The organism is Polyangium sp. y55x31 (assembly GCF_029946505.1).
GTDB lineage: Bacteria > Myxococcota_A > Polyangia > Polyangiales > Polyangiaceae > Polyangium.
On sequence record NZ_JARZHG010000013.1, the window covers coordinates 108881 to 134544 of the forward strand.

Sequence of the window (25664 nt, forward strand, 5' to 3'; positions counted from 1 at the left end):
GGGCTGCGCCTCCGGTTGCTATATGTCGTCAGACCCCTCGGATGTACCGACGCCGGGAGAAAATTTTTGAGAAAGTGGCGGGGGAGGGGGTTTGGCGGTGGGGTGGGTCACGTCGAAGGCATAGACGAGACCAACCTGGAGGGCGGCGGAGGCGTAGGGGTAGGTCCAGATTTCGCGGCCGTTGTCCTCGACGACGGAGGGCTGGGGCACGAGGAGGACGTCGAGCCGGCTGAACAAGGCCCAGGACGTACCGAATGGAAACGACAAACCACCACGAAGGCCGACGCCCCAGGTGAAGGTTTTCCTATTTTCCTCGCCCTGCAACAGCTTGATATCGTGTTCGACGCTCACCTGCGTCGAACCGACTGAAATCAAAAAGCATCTGTCCAGTTGCACGCGTGTGAGTATACGCGTATGCCAGCAGGGAGCGAGCGTTCCAAATGCTTGCGAACCGTAAACTCGGAATCTCGATTCGATTCGCCGAGATTGCAAATCGGAACGAAATTCTGCGCTCATATGAAACGGGCCCTGTCCCAAGCCAACGCCGAACGTCAGCGAGGGCGACAACCCGGGCGTACTGCCGGATGCAGCTCCTCCAGCAAAAGAGAGGAGGACGCGCATCGGGGCTTTGGGCGCGAGACCGGTTGTCTTCCGTGCGCTTGGCACAGAGGGAGACGTACGTGGCGGGCTCGGTAGCGGAGGTGGTGGGGGGGGCGTTGGCGGAGCGACGGGACGCTCAGGCTCCGATGGCTCTAACGGATCAATGAGCATTCCCGCGCTGAAAGCCGCGTGATGCAAGAGCCCGAAACACTCCCACACGGGCTTTTCGTGCTCAGGTGCGCTCTGTTCCGATCCAGAACCGCCGCTCGCTACGATCTGGACTCGAATGTTCTTTTCGGAACGGTGGAAAACGACCTTAAGGCGATTCGGCGCGTCAGGCCGGAACGGATCACGTCCAACCTCTCGCGAGACGGCAGCACGGAAGGCCGCCTCGCTCGGGCAACCCTCCGTGCCCGGTTCGCGTACGTAGTCGAGGCGGTATGTCTCCTGTGCGGCGGCAGGCGCCGCCAGGAGGCAGATCGAGGCTGCCAGTACCGTCCCCCCGCGGAGAGCCATGGTGCCCGACCCTACCAGCTAAGGGTGGGATCGAGCAAGGTGGCTTTACGCGAGGCAGCAGAACGTGATCGGCTTCTCCATCTCGACCGTCCCCGTGGACTCGCCACCCTGAGGCATACAGGTGCCGGGCAACCTTTCGATGGCTTCAGCTCTCTTACTGCCAAGAGAGATACCTTCCATCAGATCGTAGCAGGGGGCAGGCATATCCGAAGAGATATACGGAGACAGTTGCTCGTTCGTGCAGGCACTGTCCGTATACACGTGAATCTGAACGGAGCACGAGCCTCCAGTGGGTGGAGAACAAGTGCAAGGGCTGCAGTCGCGTTTGTCGGTGCCCTTCTCGTAGAATACAGCGCGTTGGGTCCAGTCTTGAGGACAATCGACGTCCCCCGCGGTGTACACGCAGAGATCGAAGGAAAACGGAGGTTCCGGCGAACAAGTCGCGTGCGTGCACGGGGTTTTGCCGTCGTTCCCGCAGGCCAGCGCTGCGATGGAGTCCATCGTCGGCCACTCGTTGATGCTTCCGCCGTACGGGATGGGGGCGTCTGTCGGTTCCTCCCCTTCGGTCGTGGCTGGACAATCACCTTCCACGAGGACGGGCGGAGCCACAGAAAGGGAGCGGACACAGGGCACGCCACCGCAGAGTTTGCCCTCGGAGATGGCGTTGGCTGTTGTACACGTACCATCCCAGTTCGCCGGGGCATCGAAGGACGCACTCGCTGGCGGAGGGGGCGTTTGGCACACTGTAGCGTGTGTATTCCAGGACGTAGGTAGCTCGCAGCTCCCCGGAGGCTCGCCACACGCGCAGGTCGGGCAGTCACGAGGTCCTAGTTGTGGATCGGCCAAGGCCCAGACGACCTCTTCCGTGCCTTTCGGACAGGCAGGTAAACCGATGGCCGGGCCAGTGGCTACGAGAACGGGGCCTTTCCAACCGTCAGGCGTCCCTGGGGCACATACGCCTGGGCAGCCGACTGTGCCGGCGTCGGGTGGGCAGGTTTCAGGGTCCGGAGGATAGCCAAGCTCGATGCACTCGGCGAACTCCTCGGGTGTGCCGACGCCGCAGACACACTTGAAGTGGAAGTTCAGGTCTTCGCTCCAACCAGTATCACCACAAGCGAGAACGACGAATGGCAGAGCGACAGATAGGGAAAAAAAAGGCCACAGGCGCATAAACAACCCCCAATTAAAATGAAGCATGGCCCGATGCCATGGCTGTCATTCCCCGCGCGCACCAATTGAAGCATCCGTTCGAGTCAGGCATCAGTTGCACCATCTGGGCCGGCATCGGCCGGGCAAGTCTCCGGATCGGGGGAAAACCCTCGGCGAGACACTCCACGAACCTTGAGGGGTTCCTACATCACAGACGCACACCGGTTTGAACTTTGCGTCCTTGTTACTATCCGAGATTGTCACCACAGGCCAAGACGACGAATGGTAGCGCGATAGCGGTGAGCAAAAACAGCGATGGACGTATTCCTGGACCCCGCAGCTTAAATCCCGCACCGTTTAAGCCAATTAAATATTTGCACCTCGCATTGGTGCGTCCCGGGATGGGTACCACACGGTTTGTCGCTGAGGAAAGAGACAAACACCGATCCCATGCCTGTTTTATAGCACGATTTCGACGCGTCAGACGCGGTTTTTCCCCGAACCGCCGCCCACCTGGACACATGAACCGTACCCGGACCAACCTCTTTCAGGTCATCCGCAAAAATCGACACACATGTGTCGTTTCCGGTGGACGATCCGCCTTCTCAACACACTTAAACCACGGGAGTTCTACTTCCCAAACACGTTCGTCCCGGGACCCCTCGCCGAACTCCCGCCCGGAAAAAATCATCGATCCCGACGATCTCGTCGGACAAAACGCCCCCTCAACACACTTGACAGGGCAGGAGGAAACCTCACCCAACAGGGTAGGTAAATGTGTGATGAGCGTCTGGATCGAAGCTTCCGGTGATCCGCTTTGCCTGCATTGGACCATCCTGCCGGGCTCGAGCTCGTCGTTTCGCGCCTCGGCGGCAGGATCACCGTCGGCTACATGCTCGGGAGCGACAACGACGTGATCCTGCTCCGCGCACGTCAAGACGACATGGAACGCAGCCGCGACCTCTTCCACCTCGCATTCACCTGGGGCGAAGCGTGAAGTGGTCCCCCGACCCGCAAGCCTCCTCCTTATAGAGAGGGCGCAGGCGCGTCGAGGTCGAGGACGGCCGGCTCGTGACCCGTCGCCCGGAGAAACCGGACGAGGTCCGCTCCACGGATCGCCGTCGTGTGGTCGTTCGTCAGCGGATGGCAGTGCACCGGATCCCGCGCGAGGACCTTCGCGTCGAGGACGACCTGCACCAAGCCCTCCTTGTCCATCACCGCGGCGAGCGGCGTGACCGATCCAGGCTCGACGCCGAGGTGCTGGCGCAAGCGCTCGTGCGAGCAAAACGAGACATGGCCCGCCCCGATGCGGCGGCCGAGGTCCTTGAGGTCCACCGCGCGATCCTCGTCGAGCACGACGAGCCACATCGCGCCCTTCTTGTTGCGCAAGAAGAGGTTTTTCACGTGGGTGCCGTCGTGCCGCACACGATGCGCCTTCGCCTCCTCCACGGTGAAGACGGGCGGATGCGTGACCGTCTCGGTCTCGATGCCGAGGGCCGCGAGCCGCTCGAAAAGCGCGTCCCTGGAGGAGGTCGTCATGCGTGACTCGTTACCGCGCGCGGCGCCCTCGATCAACGTTTCGCGCGCAGATCTCCCCGTTCGCACACGTGTGCGCTACAGATGCGGCCTCGACCAAGGAGCGACGTGATGGCGAAGGATCTCGAAGGCAAAGTCTTTCTGGTGACGGGCGCGACCGAAGGCATCGGCAAGGCCGCCGCCCTGGCCTTCGCGCAGCGAGGCGCGACGCTCGTGCTCGTCGGCCGGAGCCGCGAGAAGAGCGAGCGCGTGGTGAAGGAGCTGAAGGAGGCGAGCGGGAACGAGAAGATCGAGCTTCTGCTCGGCGACCTCTCGAAGATCGCCGAGACCCGCGCCGTGGCCGACGCCTTCCGCGCGAAATACGACCGGCTCGACGTGCTCGTGAACAACGCCGGCGCCGTCTTCACCGACTACAAGCTCAGCGCCGACGGCATCGAGATGACGTTCGCCCTGAACCACATGGCCTACTTCGTCCTGACCACGAGCCTGCTCGACCTCATCAAGAAGACGCCGAAGGCCCGCGTCGTCAGCACGTCGAGCCACGCCCACAAGATCAGCAAGATGGATCTCGCGACGGTCGCCAAGGGAAAAGGCAAGGCCGGCTTTGGCGCCTACGGCGACTCGAAGCTCGCCAACATCCTCTTCACGCGTGAGCTCGCCCGGCGCCTCCAGGGCTCGGGCGCGACGGCGAACTGCATGCATCCCGGCTACGTACGCACGGGGTTCGCGCTGAACAACGGTCCGATCGCGGCGATTTTCATCAAGGCGGCCGCCGCGCTCTTCGCGCGCACGCCGGAGAAGGGCGCCGAGACGATCATCTGGCTCGCGACGAGCGATGAAGCCGCGTCGTATAACGGGGAGTACTTCTTCGATCGCGCGCTCACGCGCACGACGAGCTTCGCGAGGAACGACGAGCTGGCGAAAGGCCTGTGGGAGCTCTCGGAGAAGCTCTCGGCCTGAACGCGGGGTACCATCCCCGCATGACGTTCTCTCCCGACACGTACGCGCGCGCGATCGGCTTCGCAGCCGAGGCCCACGGCGCGCAACGCGTGCCCGGCACGCAGCATCCGTACATCACCCACGTCGCGACCGTCGCCGCGGAGATCCTGGCGGTCGCGACGAAGGACTCGTTCGACGTGGAGCTCGCGGTCACGTGCGCGCTTCTCCACGACACGCTGGAAGATACGGGCGCATCCGAGGACGAGATCACGAAGCTCTTCGGCGCCTCCGTGGCGCGTGGGGTGCGCGCGTTGAGCAAGGACGCGCGCCTGCCGAAGGGAGATCAGATGGCCGATTCGCTCGCGCGCATCCAGCGCGAGCCCCGCGAGGTGTGGATGGTGAAGCTCGCCGACCGCATCACGAACCTCGCCGCGCCGCCCCCGTACTGGTCGCGCGAAAAGCGGATCGCGTATCGCGAGGAAGCACGGCGGATCCTGGCGGCGCTGGGTCCGGCGAGCCCGCCGCTCGCTTCGAGGCTCGAAGCGAGGATCGAGGCGTACGGCGACTACATCGCGGACGCGTCGTGACCTTCGCCCGCGCTCCTCACCGCTCGCCGTGCCAGATCGCCGCGAACTCCATCACCCGCGCGTTGTCGGGCACCTGCTCCAAAAAGCTCTGTCGCCAGCGCGGATCGCTGATCCGATCCGCCCGCTTGAGCAGCCTCCGCCGCGCCTCCGCGATGCGGCAGAGCGCCTCCTCCTCGGCGCCGTTCACCCGGAGCGCGAGCGCGTAGGTCCACTGGATCAGGCTCTCGCCCTCCTCGATCCCTTCGAGGCGACTCAAGATCTGCATCGCCTCCGACGCCTTCATGTACGCCTCCCGCACGTTGTTCCGCGCGATCGCGATCGCCGCGATGAGCGCGAGCGCGCAGGCCCGCGCCGCGGGCACGCCCTCGGAGACTTCCATCGCCTGCCGCGCCATCGCGAGCGCCTCGTCCGTGCGCCCCGCGAGCCGCAGGATGATCGAGAGGTACACCCGCACGAACCCCTCGCCGCGCCGGTTGCCCTGACGCACGAGTAGCTCGAGCGCCGCCGTCTCCACGGCGATCGCCTCCGTGAGGTTTTCCATGTGCGCGAGCGCGTAGCCGAGGTTCGCGAGAAGCGAGGAGACGAAGTCGAGCTGCATCGGCTCGGCGATCGCCTGCGCCTCGCGGAACGCCGCGACCGCGAGGGCATACGCGCCGAGCTGCAGGTACGCGTTGCCGATGTTGCAGCGCTGAAGGCAAGCGTTCCGCATGTCGCCCGCGGACGTGAAGTTCTCCACGGCCGACTCGACCCGCCGCACGTAACCGATGAGATCACCCTCGTGCAGCGCGATCTCCACGCGCGCCACGTCGAGCCACGCGAGCACGAACGGGCTCACCACGCTGTGCCGCTGCGCGAGCCGCTGCGCGCCCGCGAAGACCTCGTGCGCTCGGTCCGGCAGGCCCGCGCGCACGAGCGCGATGACGAGGCGCGCGGCCGTCACGATGTGCGCTTCCGTGGTGACGCCCTCGCGCGCGAGCGCCGTGAGCTCGTCGACGAACGCCCCGACCCGCGTGACGTCGCCCATGCTGCCCGCCGCGATCACGAGGTGCCCGAGCGCGGCGTGATACGCCGTGCTCCCCCTCGGCAGGCGCGTGATCGCCTCCTCCGCCGCGCGCCGCGACTCGGCCGTGTTCCCGAGCCAGCGATGCGCGATCGCTTGCACGAGCCGCATGCGCGCGATCGTCTCCGGCGTGCCCGACGCCTCGATCGCGCGCGCCGCGTGCGCCTCCGCGTCGCGTAGCGCGTTCACGCCGAGCGCATCGAACGCGGCCGTCTCGTCGGCGGTCGGGGGCGACCCGGGGAACAACGCGGCCGCGTCGCGCCACTCGAGCTCCGAGCGCGGGACCGTGGTGATCGTCGTGGTCGCGAGGCTCGCGATCGCCTCGTCGAGCTCGCTCACCGTTTCCTCGTCGAGCACGAGATCCGCCGGATCGAGCTCCAGCACGTCCGCGGCGGCGGCCTCGTGCGTCTCCGCTTCGCCCTGCGGCTCGGGCGCGGCCTCGCCCTCGTCCTTCGGGCCTCGTGTCGGCGCGAGGACCACGCGGTGCGAGATGTTCTCGTACGCGAAGACGAGTTTGTCGCGGAATGCCTGCATCGACGGATAACGCCCCTCGCGCTGCTGCACGAGCGCGCCCTGGACGACCTCCAGGAACGCCGCGGGGATGTCGTCGACGAGCATCGACAGGATCGGCGGCGCCTCCGTGACGATCTTGATCAGCACGGCCTGGTGCGTGGGTCCGTCGAAGGGTCGCCGGCCGGAGAGCAGCTCGAAGAGCATCGCGCCGACGGACCAGACGTCGGCGCGCGCGTCGATCCCGGGATCCCCCTTCGCCTGCTCGGGCGCCATGTACTCGGGCGTGCCCATGACCACGCCGCTCAGCGTGAGCTTGCGGCCCGGGTCGAGCGTGTTGACGCGGGCGAGGCCGAAATCGATGAGCTTCGGGACGATCTCGCCGGACGTGGACTCCGTGAGGACGATGTTCTCCGGCTTGATGTCGCGGTGCACGATGCCCCGGCGGTGCGCGGCGATGAGCGCGCCCATGATCGGGACCATGATCGTCATCGTCTCGTGCTCGGTGAGCCTTCCGCGCGGCATCAGGTATTCGCGCAGGCTCTCGCCTTCGAGCAGCTCCTGCACCATGTAGAACGTGCCGTCGCGGCGCTGCCCGACCTCGTGGATGGTCACGACGTTCGGGTGCTGGATCGCGGCGGTCGTCTGCGCTTCGCGGCGGAAGCGGGCGATCATGCTGGGGTCGCGGTCGAAGTTCGGGTGCATCAGCTTGATGGCGACCCGCCGCTCCACGAACATGTCCCAGGCCTCGAAGACGGTGCCCATCGAGCCTGCGGCGATGAGGCGCTGCAGCGTGAACTTGCCGGCGATCTGCATCCCCGGCTTGAACGTCGCTTTTTCGAGCTCCGCCGCGCGCGCCGCGCCGTCGTCGGCGCCCTCCAGGGACGGAGGGCCCGCGCGCGGATCGTCTTTGCGGCGTTGCCAGAAGCGAAGCATGGGCGCTCCTCCTCAGCGAGCAGCCGTGAGGACAACGCGAGCCACGTTGCGTGTCAAGGTGCGCGACTTTCGAGCGAAATCTCTGCGCGCCCGAGCGCCCGAACGAGCCCGCGGGCCTCGTCGCCCGCCGGGTCCGCCGAGACCACGGCCGCGGCCTACGCTTCCTCCTCGCGCACGTACGCCACGATCGCGTCGAGCGTCGGCCGCTCGCGAGGCGAAACGAGGCGCGCGGGTTCGTCCGTGCGAACGGCGTAGAAGCGGTTCGAACCGAACACGGCGAGCGTGAGGTCGAGGTAGGTCTCGAACGACATGAAGTCCGAGCTGTCGAGATCGGCGCCGTGATCGGTGGACACGAGGACCACCGGATCGGGGCCGATGATCATGTCGGCGTGGTTGTACTTGCTGAAATTGTCGATCGTGATGGCTTTCAGCGGGCGCTCCGGATCGAGCTCGCGGCCGAAGAAGAGCTCCTCCTGCCCCGACATGAGCTCGTTCACGTGGAATTTCATCTGCCAGTCGGGCGAGAATGCGACGGCGATGGGGAGCAGGTTGATGCAGCCGGGAGGCGCGCCGTAATCGGGGAAATCGTACGGGTCGGTCCGCGTATACGTGCTGCCGCGGAGGCCCCATTCCAGAAAAACGCCGTCGTGCGCCGCGTAAAACTCCAGAATGGAATCCGGCAGCTTCATGCCGGCGGCGCGCTCTGCGCGCGAGAGCGCGGCGCCCGCGGCCGGCGAGCCGAGACGGAAATCGAGGACCTCGACGTCCGGATGCGCGCGCAGCGCTTCGACCATGGCTTCCAGGCGTTCACGAAATGAAGCGGCCATGGGGGCGGATCAGACGTCTTTGTGCGCCGGGCTGTCAAGCGCGGCGCGATGACGCTTGCGCGTGCGGCTGCCGTGCGCTACCAAGCTCGTGCTCACGATCCTATCCGGCGAGCATGCGCGGGCAGAGTCCCGCGTGCTTGCGTCCGAACGAAGGCGACCGGGAAGGCGTGGCGGAGCGCACCGTGACGAGTGTCGCCCCGCGGTGGAGCGGCCAGACGGGTCGTTTCACGCCCTTCCCGAACCCTGGCGGCTCGGCGGGAGGGGGAGAGCGACAAGCACACCCTTCGAGGGGTCGGGCCGCGAGAGAGCATTTTCATCGTGACTTTTTCCGTTCCCGGGCGGCCCATGGCGGCCCCCGTCGAGGCGCCGCGTGCCGACGGCAGCGCGCCGATCGCTACCGTTTCCATGGCCTCCGAGGCCCCCGGCGCCGCGTTCGCCGCGCTCGGCCTCGCGACGCCGCTCGTGCGTGCCCTCGTGAAAGAGGGCTACGAGCGCCCGACGCCCATTCAATCGCAGTCCATCCCCGAGGCGCTCTCCGGCCGCGATTTGCTCGGCTGCGCGCAGACCGGCACCGGCAAGACGGCGGCGTTCGTCCTGCCAATCCTCCAGCGCCTCTCGAAGACCCAGCGCCACGGCGGCATTCGCGCGCTCGTCCTCACGCCGACGCGCGAGCTCGCCGCGCAGATCGGCGAGCGCATCACGGCGTATGGGCGGCACCTCGGCCTCCGTCACGTCGTCATTTACGGCGGCGTGGGGCAGCGGCCGCAGGAAGAGAACCTCGCGAAGGGCCCCGATCTGCTCGTCGCCACGCCGGGCCGGCTGCTCGATCTGATGCAGCAGGGATTCGTGCGCCTCGATCGCGTCGAGGTGTTCGTCCTCGACGAGGCCGATCGAATGCTCGACATGGGCTTCATCCACGACGTGCGGCGCGTCGTCGCCGCGCTGCCCAAGCAAAAGCAGACGCTCTTTTTCTCGGCCACGATGCCGCGCGAAATCGCCGCGCTCGCCGATAACATCCTCGTCGATCCGGCGCGCGTCTCGGTCACGCCCGCGCGCGCGGCGGCCGACACGATCGAGCAATCGATCTTCTTCGTCGAGAAGGCCGACAAGCGCGCGCTGCTCGAGCGGCTCCTGCGTACGTCGAGCATCGAGCGCGCGCTCGTTTTCACGCGCACGAAGCACGGGGCGAACCGCATCTCCGAGCAGCTCGTGCGCGCCGGCATCGAGGCGCTCGCCATTCACGGCAACAAATCGCAGGGCGCCCGCGAGCGCGCCCTCGACCGGTTCCGCCGGGGCGTCACGCCCGTGCTCGTCGCGACGGACATCGCGGCGCGTGGCATCGACGTCGAGGGCGTCTCGCACGTCATCAATTACGACCTGCCGAACGTGCCCGAGAGTTACGTGCACCGGATCGGCCGCACGGGGCGCGCGGGCGCGACGGGCAGCGCCATTTCGTTCTGCGACCGCGAGGAGCGCGCGCTGCTCTCGGACATCGAAAAACTGCTCCGCCGCCGCATTCCGGTGGCCGAGGGGCAGGCGCCGCCCGTCGAGGAGACGCCCGCTCCGCGCGCCGCTGCGCGCCCCGCCTCGCGTCTCGAGCCGCGCCGCGCGGCCGCTCCGGAGCAGCAGCGCCCCCGCGGCCCGCGCCCGCCGCGTCCTCCGCGCGGCCGTCGGAGCTGACGTCCGACGATTGAGCACGGGCCGCTCGCGCGCTATGTTCGCGTGCATGGCCCGTGCTCCGACCAGGCGCCACTTCCTCCTCGCCGCGGGGGCTGCCATCCCCGCGGCGACGTTCGCCTTGCTCTCGCGCGAGACCGACGCGCCTTCGCCGCTCGCCGCGGGGAGCGTGCTCGACCCCGACGCGCGCCCCGTGCGGCGGATCGTACAGGCGCAGCCCACGCGCGACGGCGCAGGCGTGCGCCTCTCGCGCGCGCTCGGGGGCCAGGCCCTCCCCGATCTCGACCCGTTCCTCCTCCTCGACGAGTTCCATACCGACCGCGCCGACGATTACATCGCGGGATTCCCCGATCATCCGCACCGCGGCTTCGAGACCGTCACGTACATGATCCACGGCGCGATGGAGCACCGGGACAGCGTGGGGAATCGGGGGCGCCTCGGCCCGGGCAGCGCGCAATGGATGACCGCGGGGCGTGGCATCATCCATTCCGAGATGCCGAAGCAGGAGCAGGGGCTCATGTGGGGCTTTCAGCTCTGGGTGAACCTCCCGGCCGCGCGGAAGATGGCGAAGCCGCGCTATCAGGACATCGAGCCGTCGGCCATTCCCGAGATCGATATCGCGGACGCCCGGGTGCGCGTCGTCGCGGGGGAGGCGGGAGGGCGGCGCGGGCCCGTGGACGGCGTCGTCGTCGCGCCGAGCTTGCTCGACGTCACGCTCGCGGCGGGCGCGAGCTTCCGGCATGCGCTCCCTCCGGAGCACAATGCATTCGTGTACGTCATCGACGGCGCTGCGCGGATCGGGCCCGAGGGCACGCCCGTCGCGCGCGGCGAGCTCGCCGTGCTCGGCGCGGGTCGATCGGCGGTCTCGACGAGCGCCACCGGGGCGCGCCTCCTGCTCCTCGCGGGTCAGCCCATCGGGGAGCCCATTGCGCGCCGCGGGCCTTTCGTGATGAACACGGCCGAGGAAATCCGACAGGCATTCGAGGATTATCGCTCGGGGCGCCTCGTGGGCGGCTGACCGGGCGGGCTCGGCTTGACGTCTCTCTCGCGCGGCTCGATGCGACGAGGGAGGGGAGAGGCGAGCCATGCGACGTGAATGGCGCATTGCGGGTGCGGGTGCGGCCGCGATCGGCTTCGGGGTCGTGGCCACGGCGGCGGCGAAAGACGTCCCTGCGCAGGCACACGGGGGCGCGATGGAGACGTGCGAGGGCGCGCGCCCGGTGCTCAGCGTGGGCGATTTCGACGGAAGCGGGGTCGTGGACGGCGCGGATGTCGAGGAGCTCGCGAAGCGGATCATGCGCCGGGACGACGCTGCGTTTTTCGACGTCGAGGGGGATGGCGACGTCGATTCGGGGGATCTCCTGAAGGTCGCGCGGAGCGTGGGCGCGAAGAGCACGCCGCTCGATCAGGAAATCGCGGCCGTGTTCCGGGTGACGGAGCGGTATCGGGACATTCACAATGCGATCGAGGATGGGTTCATCCCGGTGACGACGTCGTTCCAGGGCCACGGCGTGCACTGGGGAAGAAACGAGCAGATCGACACGGTCTTCTCGCTGACGCGCCCGGAGGGGCTCAATTACTCCGAGGATGGCAAGCTCCTCGCGGTCTTCTGGGCCATCAAGCCAGACCCCCGGTCTCCCGAGCTGCCGCCGGCCGGGTTCACGGGCGAGGAGATGTGGCATTCTCATCAAAAGGCCTGCTTTTTCGGATACAACGAGAAGAACCCGTCCTACGACTTCCGCATGCTGAACTTCCAGGAATGCGTCCCCGAGGCCGAATGCCCGGAGGGGAGCTACCTGGAGAAGTTCTACATGGTCCACCTCTGGCTCTTCGAGCACGACCCGTGCGGCGCGTTCGCCGGGACGAACCCTCGGATTCGACAGGGCGTCCCCATCGAGACCGCCCTGGCCCGCTGCCCCGCCGAGCACGCGCATTGAGCGCGCTTCACTGCATCTCGACCTCGATCGACATGGGTTTGCCCCCGCGGACGATCCGCACGTCGAGCCGACCGGCAGCCCGCAGCCGCGCAAAGGCCTCCATCGCCTTCGTGAGATCCCCCATCTCGAATCCATTGATGCTTTCGAGCCGGTCGCCGTTTTGAAGCCCGAACATGCCTGGCAACGAGCCGGGCCGGATTCCGCTGATTCGCATGCCCACGATCCTGTCGCCCTCGCGCGCCGGCACGAAACGCGCCGTGCCGAGGAGATCCGGGCGTTCGAGGAGCGTGTCGACGACCGAGCGGTCCACGACGTAATGATTGTCCCCGTCCTTGCGAATGCGATCGGCGATTTCTGGCGGCACACGCGAGGCAGGCTTCGCGGGCGCATCGCCGGGCACTTTCTGCGCCACGGGCCCCTCGCGCTTCTCGTGCAAAGGGAGCTGACACCGCGTCTCGCCCTGCCGAAGCCATACCCGATCCCAGGCCATCGCATGCACCGTGCGCCCGCCGATGTCGTCGCCGAGCCGCCGCAGCGCCGGTTTGCCGTCCGGCCCTGCAATGGCCGCGAACGACCAGAGCGCGTCGTCGGCCTCCGTGATGAGCAGGACCTTCGCCGCGTCGCAGATCGGATCGGCACGAGGATCGCCGGGCGGCTCGGCGGGCTCCGGGGCCCCGTCTTCCGGCGGGCCGTGGCGCGCGAGGGAGCCCGTGATCGAATCGAAGGGGTTTCGCCCGAGAATGGCCTCGCCATTTTTCTCCTCTTGCACCGCGGCGAGCGCGTTTCGCACCTTCCTGGGTGGCTGCGGCGAGACCGGCTCGAACGGCGGGCCCGAGAGGCTCGACGAGACGAGCCGTCCGAGCCCGGCCGCCTGGAAATAGGCGGCGAGACCCACGAGCAGGACCAGGACCGCGGGGAACCATCGTTTCAAGCGTGCGTCGAATCCCATGAAAACGGGAACAAGCGAGCGTCGTGCCAGCTTGAGAGCTCTGCAGATCCCCACGAAAACGGCGCGAGACCCGCCCGGACGGGCGACAAAATGGCCGGCGCGCCGCGGATCAGCGTCGTGCTTCTGTCAGCTTGGCACGCGAGGCGTGGGCATCGAGGAAACGCGAGACCTCGGTGAGCACCTCCGGCGAGATGTCGCGCCCGATGTCATCCGGCTTGATCCGCGTGGCGTCGGGCTGGGTGATGCAGTTCAGGGCGTGCGTGACGCAATCGATCACGCGCACCCGATGCGGCGCGCGCGACGAGCCGTCGAGCCACTTCGCCCAGCTCTCGATCTCCGAGGGCGCGACGTTGTAATCGTAGCTCCCGCCGAGCACGAGCAGCGGCCTGTCGAGCTTTCGGGCGAGGTCGGGGGCCCGCCGCGCGAGGTCGATCCACGACTCCCACAGGCCCGGCGGCTGCCCGAGAATGGGCGCGCCGAGGTGCGTACCCCGCTCGATTTGCCGCAGCGCCTGCGCCGCCGCGAGCAATTCACGGCCCTCCGCCTCGGCACGCTCCGGTTGCCCGGCCATCGTGAAGGACCAGCGGACGCGCTCGGCTTGTTGTTCGAGCACGACGGTCATCGTATGAAAGGGCGGCGCGAGCATGACGCCCGCGCGCACCCGCGGCCTGTCCGAGAGCAGCACGGGCACGAGCTCTCCGCCCTCGCTGTGACCCGCGAAAACGAGGCGATCGGGATCGATCTCCGGGCGCCCTGCCACCGCGTCGAGGGCGGCCTCGGCGTCGAGAACGTATTCGGTCGTGGCGAACTCCACTTCGAGGAGGGTATACGGCACGGACGTGAAGCCGCCGTCCGAACAATCGTTGAATGCGCCGCAGGTTCGTTTGTCGTACCGATACACAGCGTAACCGCGGTCGGCGAGCGCGTCGGCGAGGCGCTGGTAGACGGGGATCTGGAAGCCGAAGCCGAGCCCGATCTGTCCACGCATCACGCCGTCGCGCGACATGGGCCCACTGCCGTGCACGATGACCACCGCCGGCACGCGCTCCCCCTCCTCGCGCGCGGGCAGCGTGAGCGTCCCTTCGAGGCGCCAGAGGCCACGATCGAAGGAGACGGCCACTTCCTCTTTCGGCAGCCGCGGCCGCGCGGGCGCTTCGACGTCGTGCGTGGGCGCGGCCTTGGGGACGCTCGCGCGTGGCGCTGCGGGCGGCGCCGAGCCGCAGGCGCCGAGGAGCAGCGCTGCGAGCGGCAGGGAGGCGAGACGCATGGGTTTCCTCCTGACAGCCGAGCCGCGCATGCCTTGGATGGTGCCATCCCCGGGCGCGGGGTTCAATCCCGCGTCGCGGCGAGCGCGGCCGTGAGGGCCTGGATCTTCTCTTCGTCGGATTTGTCGAGCGGCAGGGCGATATCCGGGGCGATGCCCTCGACCTCGTTCGTCCCGTCGGCGAGGAAGCGCGCGCAGTTCGGCATTCGCACCTCGAAGCCGATTTCGCGTAGCTCGAATCGTCCCCCATCATTCACGTATCCGCATCCCGCGCCTGCCGTGCGGGCGCCGAGGACCTTGGCGGCGTGGTTGTCCTTGAGCCAGGCGACGAAATCTTCCGACGCCGAGGCCGTGCCGCGATCCGCGAGGACGAACAGCGGCCCCTTCCATACGCCTTTGCCTTCGAGCGTGGCCGTCCCGGGCGGGTCGCCGAAGATCGAGCAGACCTTTTCGCCCTTCCAGATCGGTATGCGATCGCAGGTCGGCGCGACGATGCGGGCCTCGCTCCGTCGCAAGGTCTTTTCCGTGAACAGCGGAACGGCCTCCGAGACCCACTCGGTGCCGCCGCCATTGCCGGTGAGGTCGACGAGGAGCCGCTTCGCGCCACGATCCCGCAGTGCTCCGATCGCCGTCTGCAAGGCCTCCTGGAGTTTTGCCCGGACCGCGAGACGCAATGCCGTGTCCTCCATTCCCGTGGTGAAGACTTGCTCACACGTGGAGAGATACCTGTCTTCCCCGAAGTGGGCGATCCGAATCACTCCGAGCTCGCCCGCCACCCCGGCGGGGAACGGCGCCTCGTGCACCGGGATGAAACCGGGCATTTTCTTGAAAGGGAACCGGTAATCGACGGCGCGCGCCTCGTACCCGGCCGCCGTGCAGCTCGCGACGGGCGCGGAGGGCGCCTCGGCCGGCGCGGCGCTCGGCGAAGGGGCAGGGCTCTGGCGGGCGGCGCCTTTCGTCAGCTTGAAATGGGGATCCTGAAACGTACGAACGAAGCGACGAAGGGAGAGGAAGGCCTGCACCCGCGAGAACGCGCCGCCGAGCGAAGCGCGTGTATCGCGATCGAGCTTCGCGAGATCGACCCCGCGATGCTCGACCATCCAGTCGAGGTTCGCGTACTCCTTCGCCATCGCGCCCTCGAGCGCCTCGAAATCGCGCAACCACGCGCCGCGGTCGAACGTCGCGACATCCCAGCCGAGGAGCCCGAGCACGATCGACAGCAATCCGATCCCGATCCAGCGGAAAACCCTCCGCCTCGTCTTTCGGCTCGCCTTCGGCGGCGCGGTGCTCTCGTTTTGCGTGTCGCTCATGTGCGGGCGATGTCTACCGCATCCCGGCCGGCGATGCACCTTCCGAGCACGTGCCCCTGCGTGATACACTCTCTTCCATGAAGCTCAGCACGCTGCGTATCGCCGAGCCATGCCACGAGGACTGGCAAGCGATGACGGGCGACGAACGCGCGCGCCAGTGCGAGCGCTGCGATTTGCACGTCACGAATCTCTCGGAGCTCACGCGCGCCGAAGCCGAGCGCCTCTTGTCCACGCGAACGCGCGAGGGCCAGCTTTGCGTGCGTTACACGCGCGATGCGCAAGGGGCCGTGGTCACGCGGACCACGCAGCAGGAGAGAATGGTCTCGACGCTCTGGATGCTCGCACAGCGAAGGCACGCAGAGGGGAAACCATGAGCCTCACGCGAGAAGAGGTCATCGCGTACCTCGAAAGCCTCACGGCCGAAGAGCTCGGAGAGCTGGCGGACGAGCTCGTACGACGCCTCGGGCTGCCTGGGTTCGTCAGGCCCGAGCCAATGCGGTTCACGATGGGCGCGCCCTTGCCGGATCCCGCCGAATGCCCGGAGTTTTTCGTGGTCCTTCACGACGTCGGAAAGGACAAGGTCGCCGTCGTGAAGGCCGTGCGGGCCCTCTGGGAGATCCCGCTGGGAGAGGCGAAGACCCTCGTGGAATCGGCGCCGGTCGTGGTTCGCCGGTGGCTCTCGCCCGACGGGGCGCGCAGGATCGTCGACGCCCTCACGGCCGCGGGCGCGAATGCCGAAATGCGAAGAGAATCCTGAGCCTATTTTTTCGAGGGTTTCTTGCGCGCCTTGGCGGGGACCTCTCGCACGCCGAGGCCGCCGAGCAGGAGGGACCAGACGCCCTCGAACGCAGCATCATTGCCCGGGTCGGACCATTCCGATGCATGGATCGGATTGTGGAACTTCGCCGTCGCGTTGAACACGGCCCAGCCCGCGGCGACCGGATCCTCGATCGTGAACGCGCCTTGCTCCACGCCGTCGGCGAGGATCCGGGCAATTTGCGAGGCGAGTGTCTCGACATGCACGCGGACCACGTCGCGCGCATCGGCGACGAGGTTGCTGTACGTGGCGAAGAGCTCGGGATCGTCGCGCGCTTTTTTTCGCTTGAGCTCGCGGAGCAGGTCGAGCCAGCGCCGCAGGCGCTCGGGGGCCGGACCTTTTTCGGCCGCGACCTCCGCGAGCGGGTGCGATACGCGGGCGAGCCAGCGTTCCGCCACGGCGTCCCGCAATGCCGTCTTGCTCGGAAAATGCCGATACACACTACCATGACTGACGCCGAGCGCGCGGGCCACGTCGACGACCGTGGCCTTGGCGGGCCCGAAGCGGCGGAGGACCTCCTCGGCCGCTTCGAGGATACGTTCGGCGGTGAGCGCCTCTTCGACCATGTCAATGCGCCTTGCGTTCGCTGTCGAGGTGCGCCATCTGCGCAGCGGCATACCGCTCGCCCGCGGCCGCGTCCGCCGGCACGGCGCGCTCGATTCGCGCGAGGTCGTCGGGCCCGAGGTCGATCGAGAGCGCGCCGAGCGCTTCGGTGAGCCGGTCGCGCCGCCGCGCGCCGACGAGCGGGATGATGTCGCTGCCGCGCGAGAGCACCCACGCAATGGCGATCGGCGCGACGGTCGTGCCCTTCTCTTCGGCGATGGCGCGGAGCGCTTCGACGAGCGCCAGGTTCGTGTCGAGGTTCTCCGGCGCGAAACGCGGGCTGTACTTGCGGAAATCGGTCGGCGCCATCGCGCGCTCCTTCGACCAGTGCCCGCTGATGAGGCCGCGGGAGAGCACGCCGTACGCGGTGATCGCAATGCCGAGCTCGCGCGCCGTCGGGAGGATCGCGGCCTCGATGCTGCGCGAGATCAACGAATACTCGATCTGCAGGTCGCAGATGGGATGGATCGCGTGGGCGCGGCGAATCGTGTCCGCGCCCGCCTCCGAAAGGCCGATGTGGCGGACGTAGCCGGCCTTCACCATATCGGCAATCGCGCCGATGGTGTCCTCGATCGGCACGTTCGGATCGACGCGGGCGAGGCGGTAGACGTCGACGTAATCGGTGCCGAGGCGGCGCAGCGTGTAAGCGAGGAAGTTCTTCACCGCGCTGGGGCGGCCGTCGATGCCGACCCAGTTGCCGCCCGGATCCCGCATCGCGCCGAATTTCACGCTGATCCGCACCTTGTCACGGGCCCGCCCTTCGAGCGCCTCGCGGAGGAGCAGCTCGTTGTGACCCATGCCGTAGAAATCGCCCGTGTCGAGCAGGTCGATCCCTGCATCGAGCGCGGCGTGGATGGTGGCAATGCTCTCGGCCCTGTCGGACGGGCCGTAGAGATCGGACATACCCATGCACCCGAGGCCCAAGGCCGACACCTGGGGCCCCTTCGAGCCGAGCGAACGCGTGATCATGTTGGACTCCTGTCGCGAACCTGAACGAGCAGGAGTATCAGCGACGGACTGACAAAAGTCAACATCTGTCAGTCGAAACTTGCTTGGCCACGAAGCGTGGTGGGCCAGGAAACGGTTCTTACTTCGGGGGTTCGAGCGGCGCGCAGGTGGAGACGCCCGCGCCGACGACCGTGAAGCCGATGTTCGACTTCAGGTTCACCGTGGTCCCGTCCTTGGGGCGATGGCGATCGATGCGCGAGGCCACGCCCGGACAGGTGAACAGATAGAAATCGCCGCCCCAGAACGCGAACGCCCACGCCGTGCCGATGTCGAGCGTCGGCTGCGGCGCCTGGGAGATGACGTGGGATGTCTTCGGATCGAGCTCCGCGACGATCGGCGGGGATGTCGTGAAAAACCCCCAGAGGTGCCCATCGCCCGTGCCCGAGAGCTCGGCCGAGTCGAAGATCGCATCGTAAAACCCGAGCGTCTCGAGCTCCATCGTGGCGGGATCGATTCGCCCGAGCCCGCTGCCACCGAAATCCGCCACGTAGAGCGTTTCTTTCGTGGCGTCTGCCCCGTCCGTGGAAAAACCCATTCCGAATCGACCGAATGCGCCGGTCTTGGGCACGAACGACGTGCTCTCGCACGAGGCGTCCTCCGTGCTCACGCGAAACAGGTGGCCATCGTCGTAAAGAACATACGCCGTCGCGTCGCGATCGATGGCCATCGAAAACGGCGACGCGCCCTGCGTGGCCGGGCACGAGAGCACGCCGATCTTCTTGAACGTGAGCGTCGGCGGCGAGAAGCTGTAGAGCGCGTTCTCCTGCGCGAGCAGATAAACGAGCTTCGCTCGCTCGTTACAATCCTTGCCGCCGTCGGTCTGCATTCCGCCGTCGAAGAGCGGGTCGCCGCCCGCGCCGCCGGCTCCACCCGCGCCGCCGCCGCCGGCTCCATTCGGCGTGGTCCCGGAGGCCGAGCAGCCCAGCGCGCAAGCGAGGAATGCGGCCCCGATCGTCGAGACGAACTCCGTCCTCCACATCCTTTGCATGGTTCGCTCCTCCCTCACGGCGCCTGGTTGATGAGGACCTTCACGTCCCGATCTACGGCGCTCGTCGTGGCCAGATCGGGCTTGCCATCCTGATTGAAATCGCCCACCACGAGCCCTTGCGGCGCCATGCCCGGCTGGAGCTTCACGGGCGTTTCGAGCGTCCCGTCGCCCTTGCCGAGGAAAAGAGCGATCTCGGAGAAATCCGTGTTCGTCACGGCCACGTCGAGCTTACCGTCTCCGTCGAAGTCGGCGAGCCCGAGGCCGGTGGGATTCTTGCCCGAGCCGTGATGCGTCGGCGCGGCGAACGTCCCGTCGCCCTTGCCGAGGAGGACACTCACGTCGAGGCTCTGGCGATTCGAAACCACGAGGTCCGGCTGCCCATTGCCGTCGAGATCCCCCACGGCCACGTCGACCGGCACGTCGCCCGCCGTCACCGCGGCCATGGCCCCGAACGTCCCGTCGCCTTTTCCGAGCATCACGCCGATCTCCACCTGATTCGCGATCGCGAGGTCGAGCGCGCCATCCCCATTGAAATCCGCGGCAGCCACGGCGAGCGTCGTGCCCGTACCATATTCGACCGCGTCGGCGAACGTCCCGTCGCCCTGGTTCAGGAGGACACGCACCCCGGTGCCGGCCTGGTTCGGCACGGCGAGGTCCATGTCTCCATCCGCATCGAAATCGCGCGCGAGCGGGCGCTGCGGGCCGCCGGGCACCGAATAAAGTGGGGCTTGTTCCCAGGGCGCGAACGTCCCGTCGCCGAGGCTCCGCAGCACCATCACGTGCCCCATGCCGTCGAGCCGCGCCGCCGCCACGTCGGCCTTCTTGTCGCCGTCGAGATCCGCGAGCGTGAATGCATTGAGCTGGAACATCCCCGCGCCGCTCACCACGCGCGGCGAAAACGTCCCATCCCCTACGCCGCGCAGCGCGCTCACCGTGAAGCCGAGCGACATGAGCCCCATGCCGTCCAGCGTGACCAAATCGAGATGACCATCGTCGTCCACGTCGCCGCCGGCGATGGCCGTGGGCACATGATCCCCCTCGGTCGTCAAATACGACGCGGGAGGGGCAAACAAGCCCGGCGCGCCGCCTGCGCCGCCGCTGCCTCCTGCGCCTCCCGCGCCGCCTGCGCCGCCGCTGCCTCCTGCGCCGCCCGCGCCGCCGCTGCCCCCTGCGCCGCCTGCGCCACCGCTTCCGCCCGTACCGCCGGTTCCCGCGGACGTGCTCGAGCCGCCGTCCGCGCAGCCCGTCACCATGGCCGCCGCCATCACGAATGCAATCGAGGTCCAAGCCAATCGAAGCACGTGTCCTCCTCCGCCCGGCGGCGACGAAAGAAGGAAGGTCGCCCGCGTGTCGCCGCGCAGGCCGCCGCCGAGCGAGCGCAGATTCTACAACATTCCCGCCTCATGGACATCCGTCAGGCACGAAATTGATTTGTGTGAACTTTCATACGTGCTCGTTCGCGGCGCGTCCGGGGCGAACGGCATTCATTTCATCATTTCGCGAGGCTCACGATTTCGACCGAGCGGACATGCTCGACCTCTCTTTTCGTGTCATGTCGAGCCTGCAAAGAGGGAGGGCACGATGGCGCAGAACAAGACCACTCCGATCGACGAGCAAGCCAAAATTCGCGACCTGGAACCCGAACGGAAGGATTCGACCGGTACGTACCTGACAACCGATCAGGGGATCCGCGTCGACGACACCGACAATTCGCTCAAGGTCTCCGCCCGCGGGCCCACGCTCCTCGAGGACTTCCACCTCCGCGAGAAGATCACACGATTCGATCACGAGCGAATCCCCGAGCGCGTGGTTCACGCCCGCGGCTCGGGCGCGCATGGGTATTTCCAGGTCTACACGTCCCTGAAGGACCTCACCCGCGCTCGATTCCTCCAGGACCCTGCCGTGAAAACGCCGGTTTTCGTGCGTTTCTCCACCGTCGTCGGTTCCCGCGGCTCCGCCGATACGGTGCGCGACGTGCGGGGATTCGCGGTCAAGTTCTACACCGAAGAGGGAAACTTCGACCTGGTCGGCAACAACATCCCGGTCTTCTTCATCCAGGATGGGATCAAATTCCCGGACGTGATCCACGCCGTCAAACCGGAGCCCGACCGCGAAATCCCGCAGGCCGCATCCGCGCACGACACGTTCTGGGATTTCGCTTCGCTCGTGCCCGAAACCACGCACATGCTGATGTGGGTCCTCTCGGACCGCGCCATTCCGCGGAGCTTCCGCATGATGGAAGGCTTCGGCGTCCACACCTTCCGGCTCGTCAACGAGGAAGGCAAATCGCGCTTCGTCAAATTCCACTGGAAGCCGCTGCTCGGCGTCCATTCGCTCGTCTGGGACGAGGCCCAGAAGATCGCCGGCAAAGACCCCGACTTCCACCGGCGTGATCTCTGGAACGCCATCGAGAAGGGCGCCTACCCCGAATACGAGCTCTGCTTGCAGATCATCGAGGAAGACGAGGCGGACAGCTTCGATTTCGATCTGCTCGACCCGACGAAGATCATTCCTGAGGAGCTCGTGCCCGTGCGGCGTGTCGGCAAGCTCGTCTTGAACCGGAACCCCGACAACTTCTTCGCCGAGACGGAGCAGGTCGCGTTTTGCATCCAGGACGTCGTGCCCGGCATCGATTTCACCGACGATCCGCTCTTGCAGGTGCGCCTCTTCTCCTACCTCGACACGCAGCTCACGCGGCTCGGAGGTCCGAACTTCCAGCAGATCCCGATCAACCGTCCCGTAGCGCGCGTCGACAACCACCAGAAGGACGGCTTCCATCAGCACAGAATCCCCACGGGGCGCGCGCATTACACGCCGAACTCGCTCGGCGGCGGCTGCCCCATGGTCGCGGGCCCCGGCGCAGGCGCGTTCACGCATTACCCGGAAAAACTCTCCGGGACGAAGCTCCGCGCGCGGAGCGAGAGCTTCGGGGATCACTTCACCCAGGCGACGCTGTTCTGGAACAGCATGTCGGCGCCAGAGAAGGAGCACCTCGTGAAGGCGGCCGTCTTCGAGCTCGGCAAGTGCGAGAGCAAGGACATCCGGAAGCGGATGGTCGAGCGATTCACGCGCGTCGACGCCGCCTTCGGTCAGGCCGTCGCCGCCGGGCTCGGGCTCACGGCGCACGTGGGCGCGGGCGCGACCGTGAAGAAGGCGGCGCAAGCCGTGGCGCAGAAGCTCACGACGAAACGCACGGTGAACGTGTCGCCCGCGCTCAGCATGGAAAACACCGTGAAGAATTCGATTCGCACGCGCCGGATCGCCATCCTCGCGGAGAAGGGCGTGAGCCTCGCGGAGCTCTCCGCGGTGCGCAATGCGCTCCTCGCCGAAGGCGCCGAAGTGCACGTGATCTCGTCGCGGCTCGGCACGATCGAGGCTGCGGAGGGCGTCGAGGTCGAGGTGGATCAGGCGAGCATCCACGTCGCGTCCGTTCTTTACGACGCGGTCTTCGTGCCCGGCGGAGCGGCGAGCGTCGAGGCCATGAAAAAGCTCGGGGATCCGATCCATTTCGTCAACGAGGCATTCCGGCACAACAAACCCATCGGCGCGACGAGCGAGGGCGTCGAGCTGCTCCTCGCCTCGAACATCAAGGGCGTGACCGTGGCGAGCGCGCAGGCGGCGGGACAAACCTTCGATGCCGAGGGCGTGGTGACCGTGCGCGGCGCGAGCGACCTCACGACCTTCATCCAGAACTTCGTGAAGGCCATCGCGCAGCATCGGCACTGGAACCGCGCCGAGAAGGAGGCCGTGCCGGCCTGAGCCCCGAGTGACCCCGAAATCGCGGCTTTTCGCGCGAACGCCTCCGGTTTTTCGGTTCCTGGCGCGCGCCTGTGGCAGGATGGCGCCACCCGGCGCGCGCGCCGACAAAGGACGGAGACGGACGATGAAGAGAGTCGCGGTTGCCTTCGTGATGATGGGTGGGATGTTGCTCGCCGCCGCTTGCAGCAAAGAGGAAAAGTCCGAGGCCAAGCCGACGGAGGCCGCGGGCGCGGCGGCGCCGGCGGCGGAATCGATTGGCGTCCCGGAGTGTGACGCGTACTTCAAGAAGGTCGCCGATTGCATGGGCAAGAAGCCCGAGCTCAAGCCGATGCTCGAGCCGGCGATGAAGCAGAGCGCTCAGGCCTGGAAGCCGCTCGCGGCGAACCCGGCCACGCGCGACGGGCTCATCAAGGGCTGCAACGCGGCCGTCGAGCAGCTCCAGAAGCAGTGTAACTGAAGAACGTTCGCGAGCGCCGGCGTCCGCGCCGGCGCTGCGTCGAATGGCGCGTGGTCAAGGCATGCACGTGCCGCAGGTACAGGTCCCTGCACCACAATCGCCGCCCGCGCAGGCGAATCCGGACATGCACGGGGTTTGCAGGCAGGGCTCCGGCGGGCCGGCCATTCCGCCGCTCGCGAGGTCGAGGCACGCGCGGCCGCGATCGAGCGCCCGCAGCGCGTCCTCCGAGACGTGCGCGAGCTCCGACGTCATGAGGCTGAGCGCCAGGCTCGCGATCGTACCCGACACACCCCCGCCGCAGATCTCGATGGCATCCTCGAGCTGGGAGCCGTTCACGGCGAGCGTGGTGACCGCGACGGGCTCGCACCCGAACCGGATCTGACCGTCCTCGGACGCGACGGCATTGCCCTCGATCTGCACGCCGATGTCCGCCCACGCGGGGGTGCCGCAGGTCCCGCCGACCTGCACGGCATAGTTTTGCGTGAAGCCGGCGAACGTCGATTTCATCGGCAGATTCGCGACGCGCATCTTGATCGTACCGACATGCGACACGGCTTCGCAGGTGCCCGCCGTCCCCGAGCCGAGGGAGAGGGAGCCGACCTCGACCTCCAGGATGCAGCGGGGCGGGGAGGCCATGGGATCCGGTCCGCCGGGACAAACCGTGGTCGTGACCCCGGAGCTGTTCACGGTCTGCGTTTGAATGGGGATCGTGAGCAGGCACGAGCCCGGGATCTTGCAAGCGGCGACCGTCCCCGCGTCCATTTCGGAGCCGCCGCTGCCACCGGCACCGCCATTGCCACCGCTGCCGCCGGCACCGCCATTGCCACCGCTGCCGCCAGCACCGCCATTGCCACCGCTGCCGCCAGCACCGCCATTGCCACCGCTGCCGCCGGCACCGCCATTGCCACCGCTGCCGCCAGCACCGCCATTGCCACCGCTGCCGCCGGCACCGCCATTGCCACCGCTGCCGCCAGCACCGCCATTTCCGCCAGCGCCACCCGCGCCGCCATTTCCACCACCGCTGCCGCCCGAACCTCCGCTACCGCCCGAGCCGCCTGCGCCTCCGGTCCCTCCGCTCCCGGCCGTCCCGCATTGACACGGATCGAACCCGCTCCCCTGCGCATTGCATACTTGCACCCCTTGGGCGCCGCCCGGACACGCGCACGAGACCTGCGCGCCAGGAATGCAAAGCGGGCTGCCACCCGCGCCGCTGCCGCCGCTCCCGGTCGGGCCCGAGGAAGCGCCCGTGGCCCCGTCGCCCGACGTGCAGGAAACCGAGAGCGCGAGCACGCCGAACAGGCCGAACAGCCATCCGTTTGCGTGGTTCGAGCGGCCGCGCGCGTGGGATCGTTTCATGATCACTCCCGAGCAAGTTCGCGTGAAGAACGCGGACATCATCCCGCGCTCGGGTCGGCTTGGCAAGAGCCTGTTCCTGCGGCCTAAAGCGCGGCGGCCATGGCCATCTCCGGCTCGCGCGTGAGGATCTCGCAGCCCTTCCGGGTCACCACGACCGTGTGCTCGAATTGCGCCGAGAGTGAGCCGTCCGCGGTGACCACGGTCCATTCGTCGTCGAGCAGCCGCACCTCCGCGCCCCCGAGGTTCACCATCGGCTCGATCGTGAAGACCATTCCCGCGCGGAGCCGTATCCCCGAGCCGCGCCGGCCGACGTGGCTCACGTGCGGCGCGGCGTGCATGACGCGGCCGATCCCGTGCCCGCCGTATTCGCGCACCACCGAGCATCCCTCCTTGCGCGCGAGCTCGTCGATCGCCGCGCCGATATCGCCGAGCCGCGCGCCGTCGCGGACCTCTGCGATGCCCGCGTCGCGGCATCGGCGCGCGACGTCGACGACGTGCTTCGCCTCGGGTGAAGGGCGGCCGATGAAAAACGTGGCCGAGGTATCGCCGTGATATCCGCCGAGCTCCGTGGTCACGTCGACATTGACGATGTCACCATCCGCGAGGACCTCGCGGGCGGTCGGGATGCCGTGGCAAACCACGTTGTTGCGGCTCACGCATACCGAGGCGGGAAAGCCGTGGTAGCCGAGCTGGCTCGGACGTCCGCCGCGGCGCGCGGTGTCTTCGCGCACCCACTGATCGATCTGATCGGCGCGCACGCCGGGGGCGAGGCGCGCGGCCACGGTCGCGAGGGTCGCGGCGGCCGCGCGGCCTGCGAGGCGCAGGGCTTCGACCGAACGGGGCGTGTGAATCTCGATGGACGGCATGATGCGGGCGAGG

23 protein-coding genes are annotated in these 25664 nt (G+C 67.5%); 10 read left to right on the top strand and 13 right to left on the bottom strand.

The window, feature by feature from the left end; translation table 11 throughout:
* Positions 1 to 18 precede the first annotated feature (18 nt).
* The gene (locus tag QHF84_RS23145; RefSeq protein WP_281315554.1) at positions 19 to 396 is read right to left on the bottom strand and encodes a hypothetical protein; all 378 of its coding nucleotides are present in this window, start codon (positions 394 to 396) and stop codon (positions 19 to 21) included.
* A 2695-nt stretch (positions 397 to 3091) separates the two neighbouring features.
* On the opposite strand from QHF84_RS23145, the gene QHF84_RS23150 reads away from it, so the two are divergent.
* Complete coding sequence (locus QHF84_RS23150) at positions 3092 to 3262, top strand: hypothetical protein (protein ID WP_281315555.1); 171 nt, start codon at positions 3092 to 3094, stop codon at positions 3260 to 3262.
* Positions 3263 to 3291: 29 nt separating this feature from the next.
* Here QHF84_RS23150 and QHF84_RS23155 read toward each other — a convergent pair whose 3' ends face one another.
* The gene (locus QHF84_RS23155; protein ID WP_281315556.1) at positions 3292 to 3804 is read right to left on the bottom strand and encodes a prolyl-tRNA synthetase associated domain-containing protein; all 513 of its coding nucleotides are present in this window, start codon (positions 3802 to 3804) and stop codon (positions 3292 to 3294) included.
* Positions 3805 to 3912: 108 nt separating this feature from the next.
* Here QHF84_RS23155 and QHF84_RS23160 point away from each other — a divergent pair, with 108 nt between their 5' ends.
* A complete protein-coding gene (locus QHF84_RS23160) occupies positions 3913 to 4761 on the top strand; it encodes an SDR family oxidoreductase (RefSeq protein ID WP_281315557.1) in 849 nt (282 codons plus the stop codon).
* 20 nt (positions 4762 to 4781) lie between these two features.
* Positions 4782 to 5327 (top strand): HD domain-containing protein, encoded by a 546-nt coding sequence (locus tag QHF84_RS23165; protein WP_281315558.1) that lies wholly within the window; start codon positions 4782 to 4784, stop codon positions 5325 to 5327.
* 16 nt (positions 5328 to 5343) lie between these two features.
* On the opposite strand, the gene QHF84_RS23170 is transcribed toward QHF84_RS23165, so the two are convergent.
* Both QHF84_RS23170 and QHF84_RS23175 read right to left on the bottom strand, forming a co-directional pair.
* On the bottom strand, positions 5344 to 7833 hold the full coding sequence (locus QHF84_RS23170; protein WP_281315559.1) for a serine/threonine-protein kinase: 2490 nt from the start codon (positions 7831 to 7833) through the stop codon (positions 5344 to 5346).
* A 155-nt stretch (positions 7834 to 7988) separates the two neighbouring features.
* Complete coding sequence (locus QHF84_RS23175; protein ID WP_281315560.1) at positions 7989 to 8660, bottom strand: SMI1/KNR4 family protein; 672 nt, start codon at positions 8658 to 8660, stop codon at positions 7989 to 7991.
* 405 nt (positions 8661 to 9065) lie between these two features.
* Here QHF84_RS23175 and QHF84_RS23180 point away from each other — a divergent pair, with 405 nt between their 5' ends.
* The 3 genes from QHF84_RS23180 (at position 9066) to QHF84_RS23190 (ending at position 12274) form a co-directional block, all read left to right on the top strand.
* Entirely contained in the window at positions 9066 to 10340 is a 1275-nt protein-coding gene (locus tag QHF84_RS23180; protein WP_281315561.1) for a DEAD/DEAH box helicase, read from the top strand.
* A 46-nt stretch (positions 10341 to 10386) separates the two neighbouring features.
* Positions 10387 to 11355, top strand: a complete 969-nt coding sequence (locus tag QHF84_RS23185; protein WP_281315562.1) for a pirin family protein — start codon at positions 10387 to 10389, stop codon at positions 11353 to 11355.
* 67 nt (positions 11356 to 11422) lie between these two features.
* The gene (locus QHF84_RS23190; RefSeq protein WP_281315563.1) at positions 11423 to 12274 is read left to right on the top strand and encodes a dockerin type I domain-containing protein; all 852 of its coding nucleotides are present in this window, start codon (positions 11423 to 11425) and stop codon (positions 12272 to 12274) included.
* A 7-nt stretch (positions 12275 to 12281) separates the two neighbouring features.
* Here the strand turns inward: QHF84_RS23190 and gspC are convergent, their stop codons facing one another.
* The 3 genes from gspC to QHF84_RS23205 all read right to left on the bottom strand — a co-directional run bounded on the left by gspC (position 12282) and on the right by QHF84_RS23205 (position 15797).
* The gene (gene gspC, locus QHF84_RS23195) at positions 12282 to 13205 is read right to left on the bottom strand and encodes a type II secretion system protein GspC (protein ID WP_281315564.1); all 924 of its coding nucleotides are present in this window, start codon (positions 13203 to 13205) and stop codon (positions 12282 to 12284) included.
* A gap of 127 nt (positions 13206 to 13332) precedes the next feature.
* Entirely contained in the window at positions 13333 to 14490 is a 1158-nt protein-coding gene (locus QHF84_RS23200) for an alpha/beta fold hydrolase (RefSeq protein ID WP_281315565.1), read from the bottom strand.
* 62 nt (positions 14491 to 14552) lie between these two features.
* Complete coding sequence (locus QHF84_RS23205) at positions 14553 to 15797, bottom strand: S41 family peptidase (protein WP_281315566.1); 1245 nt, start codon at positions 15795 to 15797, stop codon at positions 14553 to 14555.
* 77 nt (positions 15798 to 15874) lie between these two features.
* On the opposite strand from QHF84_RS23205, the gene QHF84_RS23210 reads away from it, so the two are divergent.
* Together QHF84_RS23210 and QHF84_RS23215 are read left to right on the top strand one after the other, a co-directional pair.
* Positions 15875 to 16171 (top strand): hypothetical protein, encoded by a 297-nt coding sequence (locus QHF84_RS23210; RefSeq protein WP_281315567.1) that lies wholly within the window; start codon positions 15875 to 15877, stop codon positions 16169 to 16171.
* Positions 16168 to 16554: a 50S ribosomal protein L7/L12 gene (locus QHF84_RS23215; RefSeq protein WP_281315568.1), complete on the top strand. Its 387-nt coding sequence runs from the start codon at positions 16168 to 16170 to the stop codon at positions 16552 to 16554. Before QHF84_RS23210 ends, QHF84_RS23215 begins: the two co-directional genes overlap by 4 nt.
* A gap of 2 nt (positions 16555 to 16556) precedes the next feature.
* Here the strand turns inward: QHF84_RS23215 and QHF84_RS23220 are convergent, their stop codons facing one another.
* The 4 genes from QHF84_RS23220 to QHF84_RS23235 form a co-directional block, all read right to left on the bottom strand.
* Entirely contained in the window at positions 16557 to 17180 is a 624-nt protein-coding gene (locus QHF84_RS23220; protein ID WP_281315569.1) for a TetR/AcrR family transcriptional regulator, read from the bottom strand.
* A gap of 1 nt (position 17181) precedes the next feature.
* Positions 17182 to 18186, bottom strand: a complete 1005-nt coding sequence (locus QHF84_RS23225) for an aldo/keto reductase (protein ID WP_281315570.1) — start codon at positions 18184 to 18186, stop codon at positions 17182 to 17184.
* A gap of 118 nt (positions 18187 to 18304) precedes the next feature.
* On the bottom strand, positions 18305 to 19213 hold the full coding sequence (locus tag QHF84_RS23230) for a hypothetical protein (RefSeq protein WP_281315571.1): 909 nt from the start codon (positions 19211 to 19213) through the stop codon (positions 18305 to 18307).
* A gap of 14 nt (positions 19214 to 19227) precedes the next feature.
* Positions 19228 to 20514, bottom strand: coding sequence for a VCBS repeat-containing protein (locus tag QHF84_RS23235; protein ID WP_281315572.1), 1287 nt, complete (start codon positions 20512 to 20514; stop codon positions 19228 to 19230).
* Between the two features lie 280 nt (positions 20515 to 20794).
* Between QHF84_RS23235 and QHF84_RS23240 the strand changes: the two genes are divergently transcribed.
* Positions 20795 to 22972 (top strand): catalase, encoded by a 2178-nt coding sequence (locus QHF84_RS23240; RefSeq protein WP_281315573.1) that lies wholly within the window; start codon positions 20795 to 20797, stop codon positions 22970 to 22972.
* Between the two features lie 124 nt (positions 22973 to 23096).
* Positions 23097 to 23429: a hypothetical protein gene (locus QHF84_RS23245; RefSeq protein WP_281315574.1), complete on the top strand. Its 333-nt coding sequence runs from the start codon at positions 23097 to 23099 to the stop codon at positions 23427 to 23429.
* A 54-nt stretch (positions 23430 to 23483) separates the two neighbouring features.
* Here the strand turns inward: QHF84_RS23245 and QHF84_RS23250 are convergent, their stop codons facing one another.
* Complete coding sequence (locus tag QHF84_RS23250; protein WP_281315575.1) at positions 23484 to 24785, bottom strand: hypothetical protein; 1302 nt, start codon at positions 24783 to 24785, stop codon at positions 23484 to 23486.
* 83 nt (positions 24786 to 24868) lie between these two features.
* Positions 24869 to 25651: a type I methionyl aminopeptidase gene (map, locus tag QHF84_RS23255; protein ID WP_281315576.1), complete on the bottom strand. Its 783-nt coding sequence runs from the start codon at positions 25649 to 25651 to the stop codon at positions 24869 to 24871.
* Between the last annotated feature and the right edge of the window lie 13 nt (positions 25652 to 25664).

Bases quoted from the DNA above. Each gene is read 5' to 3' on its own strand.
- QHF84_RS23205 (WP_281315566.1), bottom strand. From the start codon at position 15,797: ATGAGCGACACGCAAAACGAGAGCACCGCGCCGCCGAAGGCGAGCCGA.
- QHF84_RS23170 (WP_281315559.1), bottom strand. From the start codon at position 7,833: ATGCTTCGCTTCTGGCAACGCCGCAAAGACGATCCGCGCGCGGGCCCT.
- QHF84_RS23210 (WP_281315567.1), top strand. From the start codon at position 15,875: ATGAAGCTCAGCACGCTGCGTATCGCCGAGCCATGCCACGAGGACTGG.
- QHF84_RS23245 (WP_281315574.1), top strand. From the start codon at position 23,097: ATGAAGAGAGTCGCGGTTGCCTTCGTGATGATGGGTGGGATGTTGCTC.
- QHF84_RS23165 (WP_281315558.1), top strand. From the start codon at position 4,782: ATGACGTTCTCTCCCGACACGTACGCGCGCGCGATCGGCTTCGCAGCC.
- QHF84_RS23180 (WP_281315561.1), top strand. From the start codon at position 9,066: ATGGCCTCCGAGGCCCCCGGCGCCGCGTTCGCCGCGCTCGGCCTCGCG.
- QHF84_RS23155 (WP_281315556.1), bottom strand. From the start codon at position 3,804: ATGACGACCTCCTCCAGGGACGCGCTTTTCGAGCGGCTCGCGGCCCTC.
- QHF84_RS23185 (WP_281315562.1), top strand. From the start codon at position 10,387: ATGGCCCGTGCTCCGACCAGGCGCCACTTCCTCCTCGCCGCGGGGGCT.
- QHF84_RS23220 (WP_281315569.1), bottom strand. From the start codon at position 17,180: ATGGTCGAAGAGGCGCTCACCGCCGAACGTATCCTCGAAGCGGCCGAG.
- QHF84_RS23200 (WP_281315565.1), bottom strand. From the start codon at position 14,490: ATGCGTCTCGCCTCCCTGCCGCTCGCAGCGCTGCTCCTCGGCGCCTGC.
- QHF84_RS23240 (WP_281315573.1), top strand. From the start codon at position 20,795: ATGGCGCAGAACAAGACCACTCCGATCGACGAGCAAGCCAAAATTCGC.
- QHF84_RS23225 (WP_281315570.1), bottom strand. From the start codon at position 18,186: ATGATCACGCGTTCGCTCGGCTCGAAGGGGCCCCAGGTGTCGGCCTTG.
- QHF84_RS23160 (WP_281315557.1), top strand. From the start codon at position 3,913: ATGGCGAAGGATCTCGAAGGCAAAGTCTTTCTGGTGACGGGCGCGACC.
- QHF84_RS23175 (WP_281315560.1), bottom strand. From the start codon at position 8,660: ATGGCCGCTTCATTTCGTGAACGCCTGGAAGCCATGGTCGAAGCGCTG.
- QHF84_RS23215 (WP_281315568.1), top strand. From the start codon at position 16,168: ATGAGCCTCACGCGAGAAGAGGTCATCGCGTACCTCGAAAGCCTCACG.
- map (WP_281315576.1), bottom strand. From the start codon at position 25,651: ATGCCGTCCATCGAGATTCACACGCCCCGTTCGGTCGAAGCCCTGCGC.
- QHF84_RS23190 (WP_281315563.1), top strand. From the start codon at position 11,423: ATGCGACGTGAATGGCGCATTGCGGGTGCGGGTGCGGCCGCGATCGGC.
- QHF84_RS23250 (WP_281315575.1), bottom strand. From the start codon at position 24,785: ATGAAACGATCCCACGCGCGCGGCCGCTCGAACCACGCAAACGGATGG.
- QHF84_RS23230 (WP_281315571.1), bottom strand. From the start codon at position 19,213: ATGCAAAGGATGTGGAGGACGGAGTTCGTCTCGACGATCGGGGCCGCA.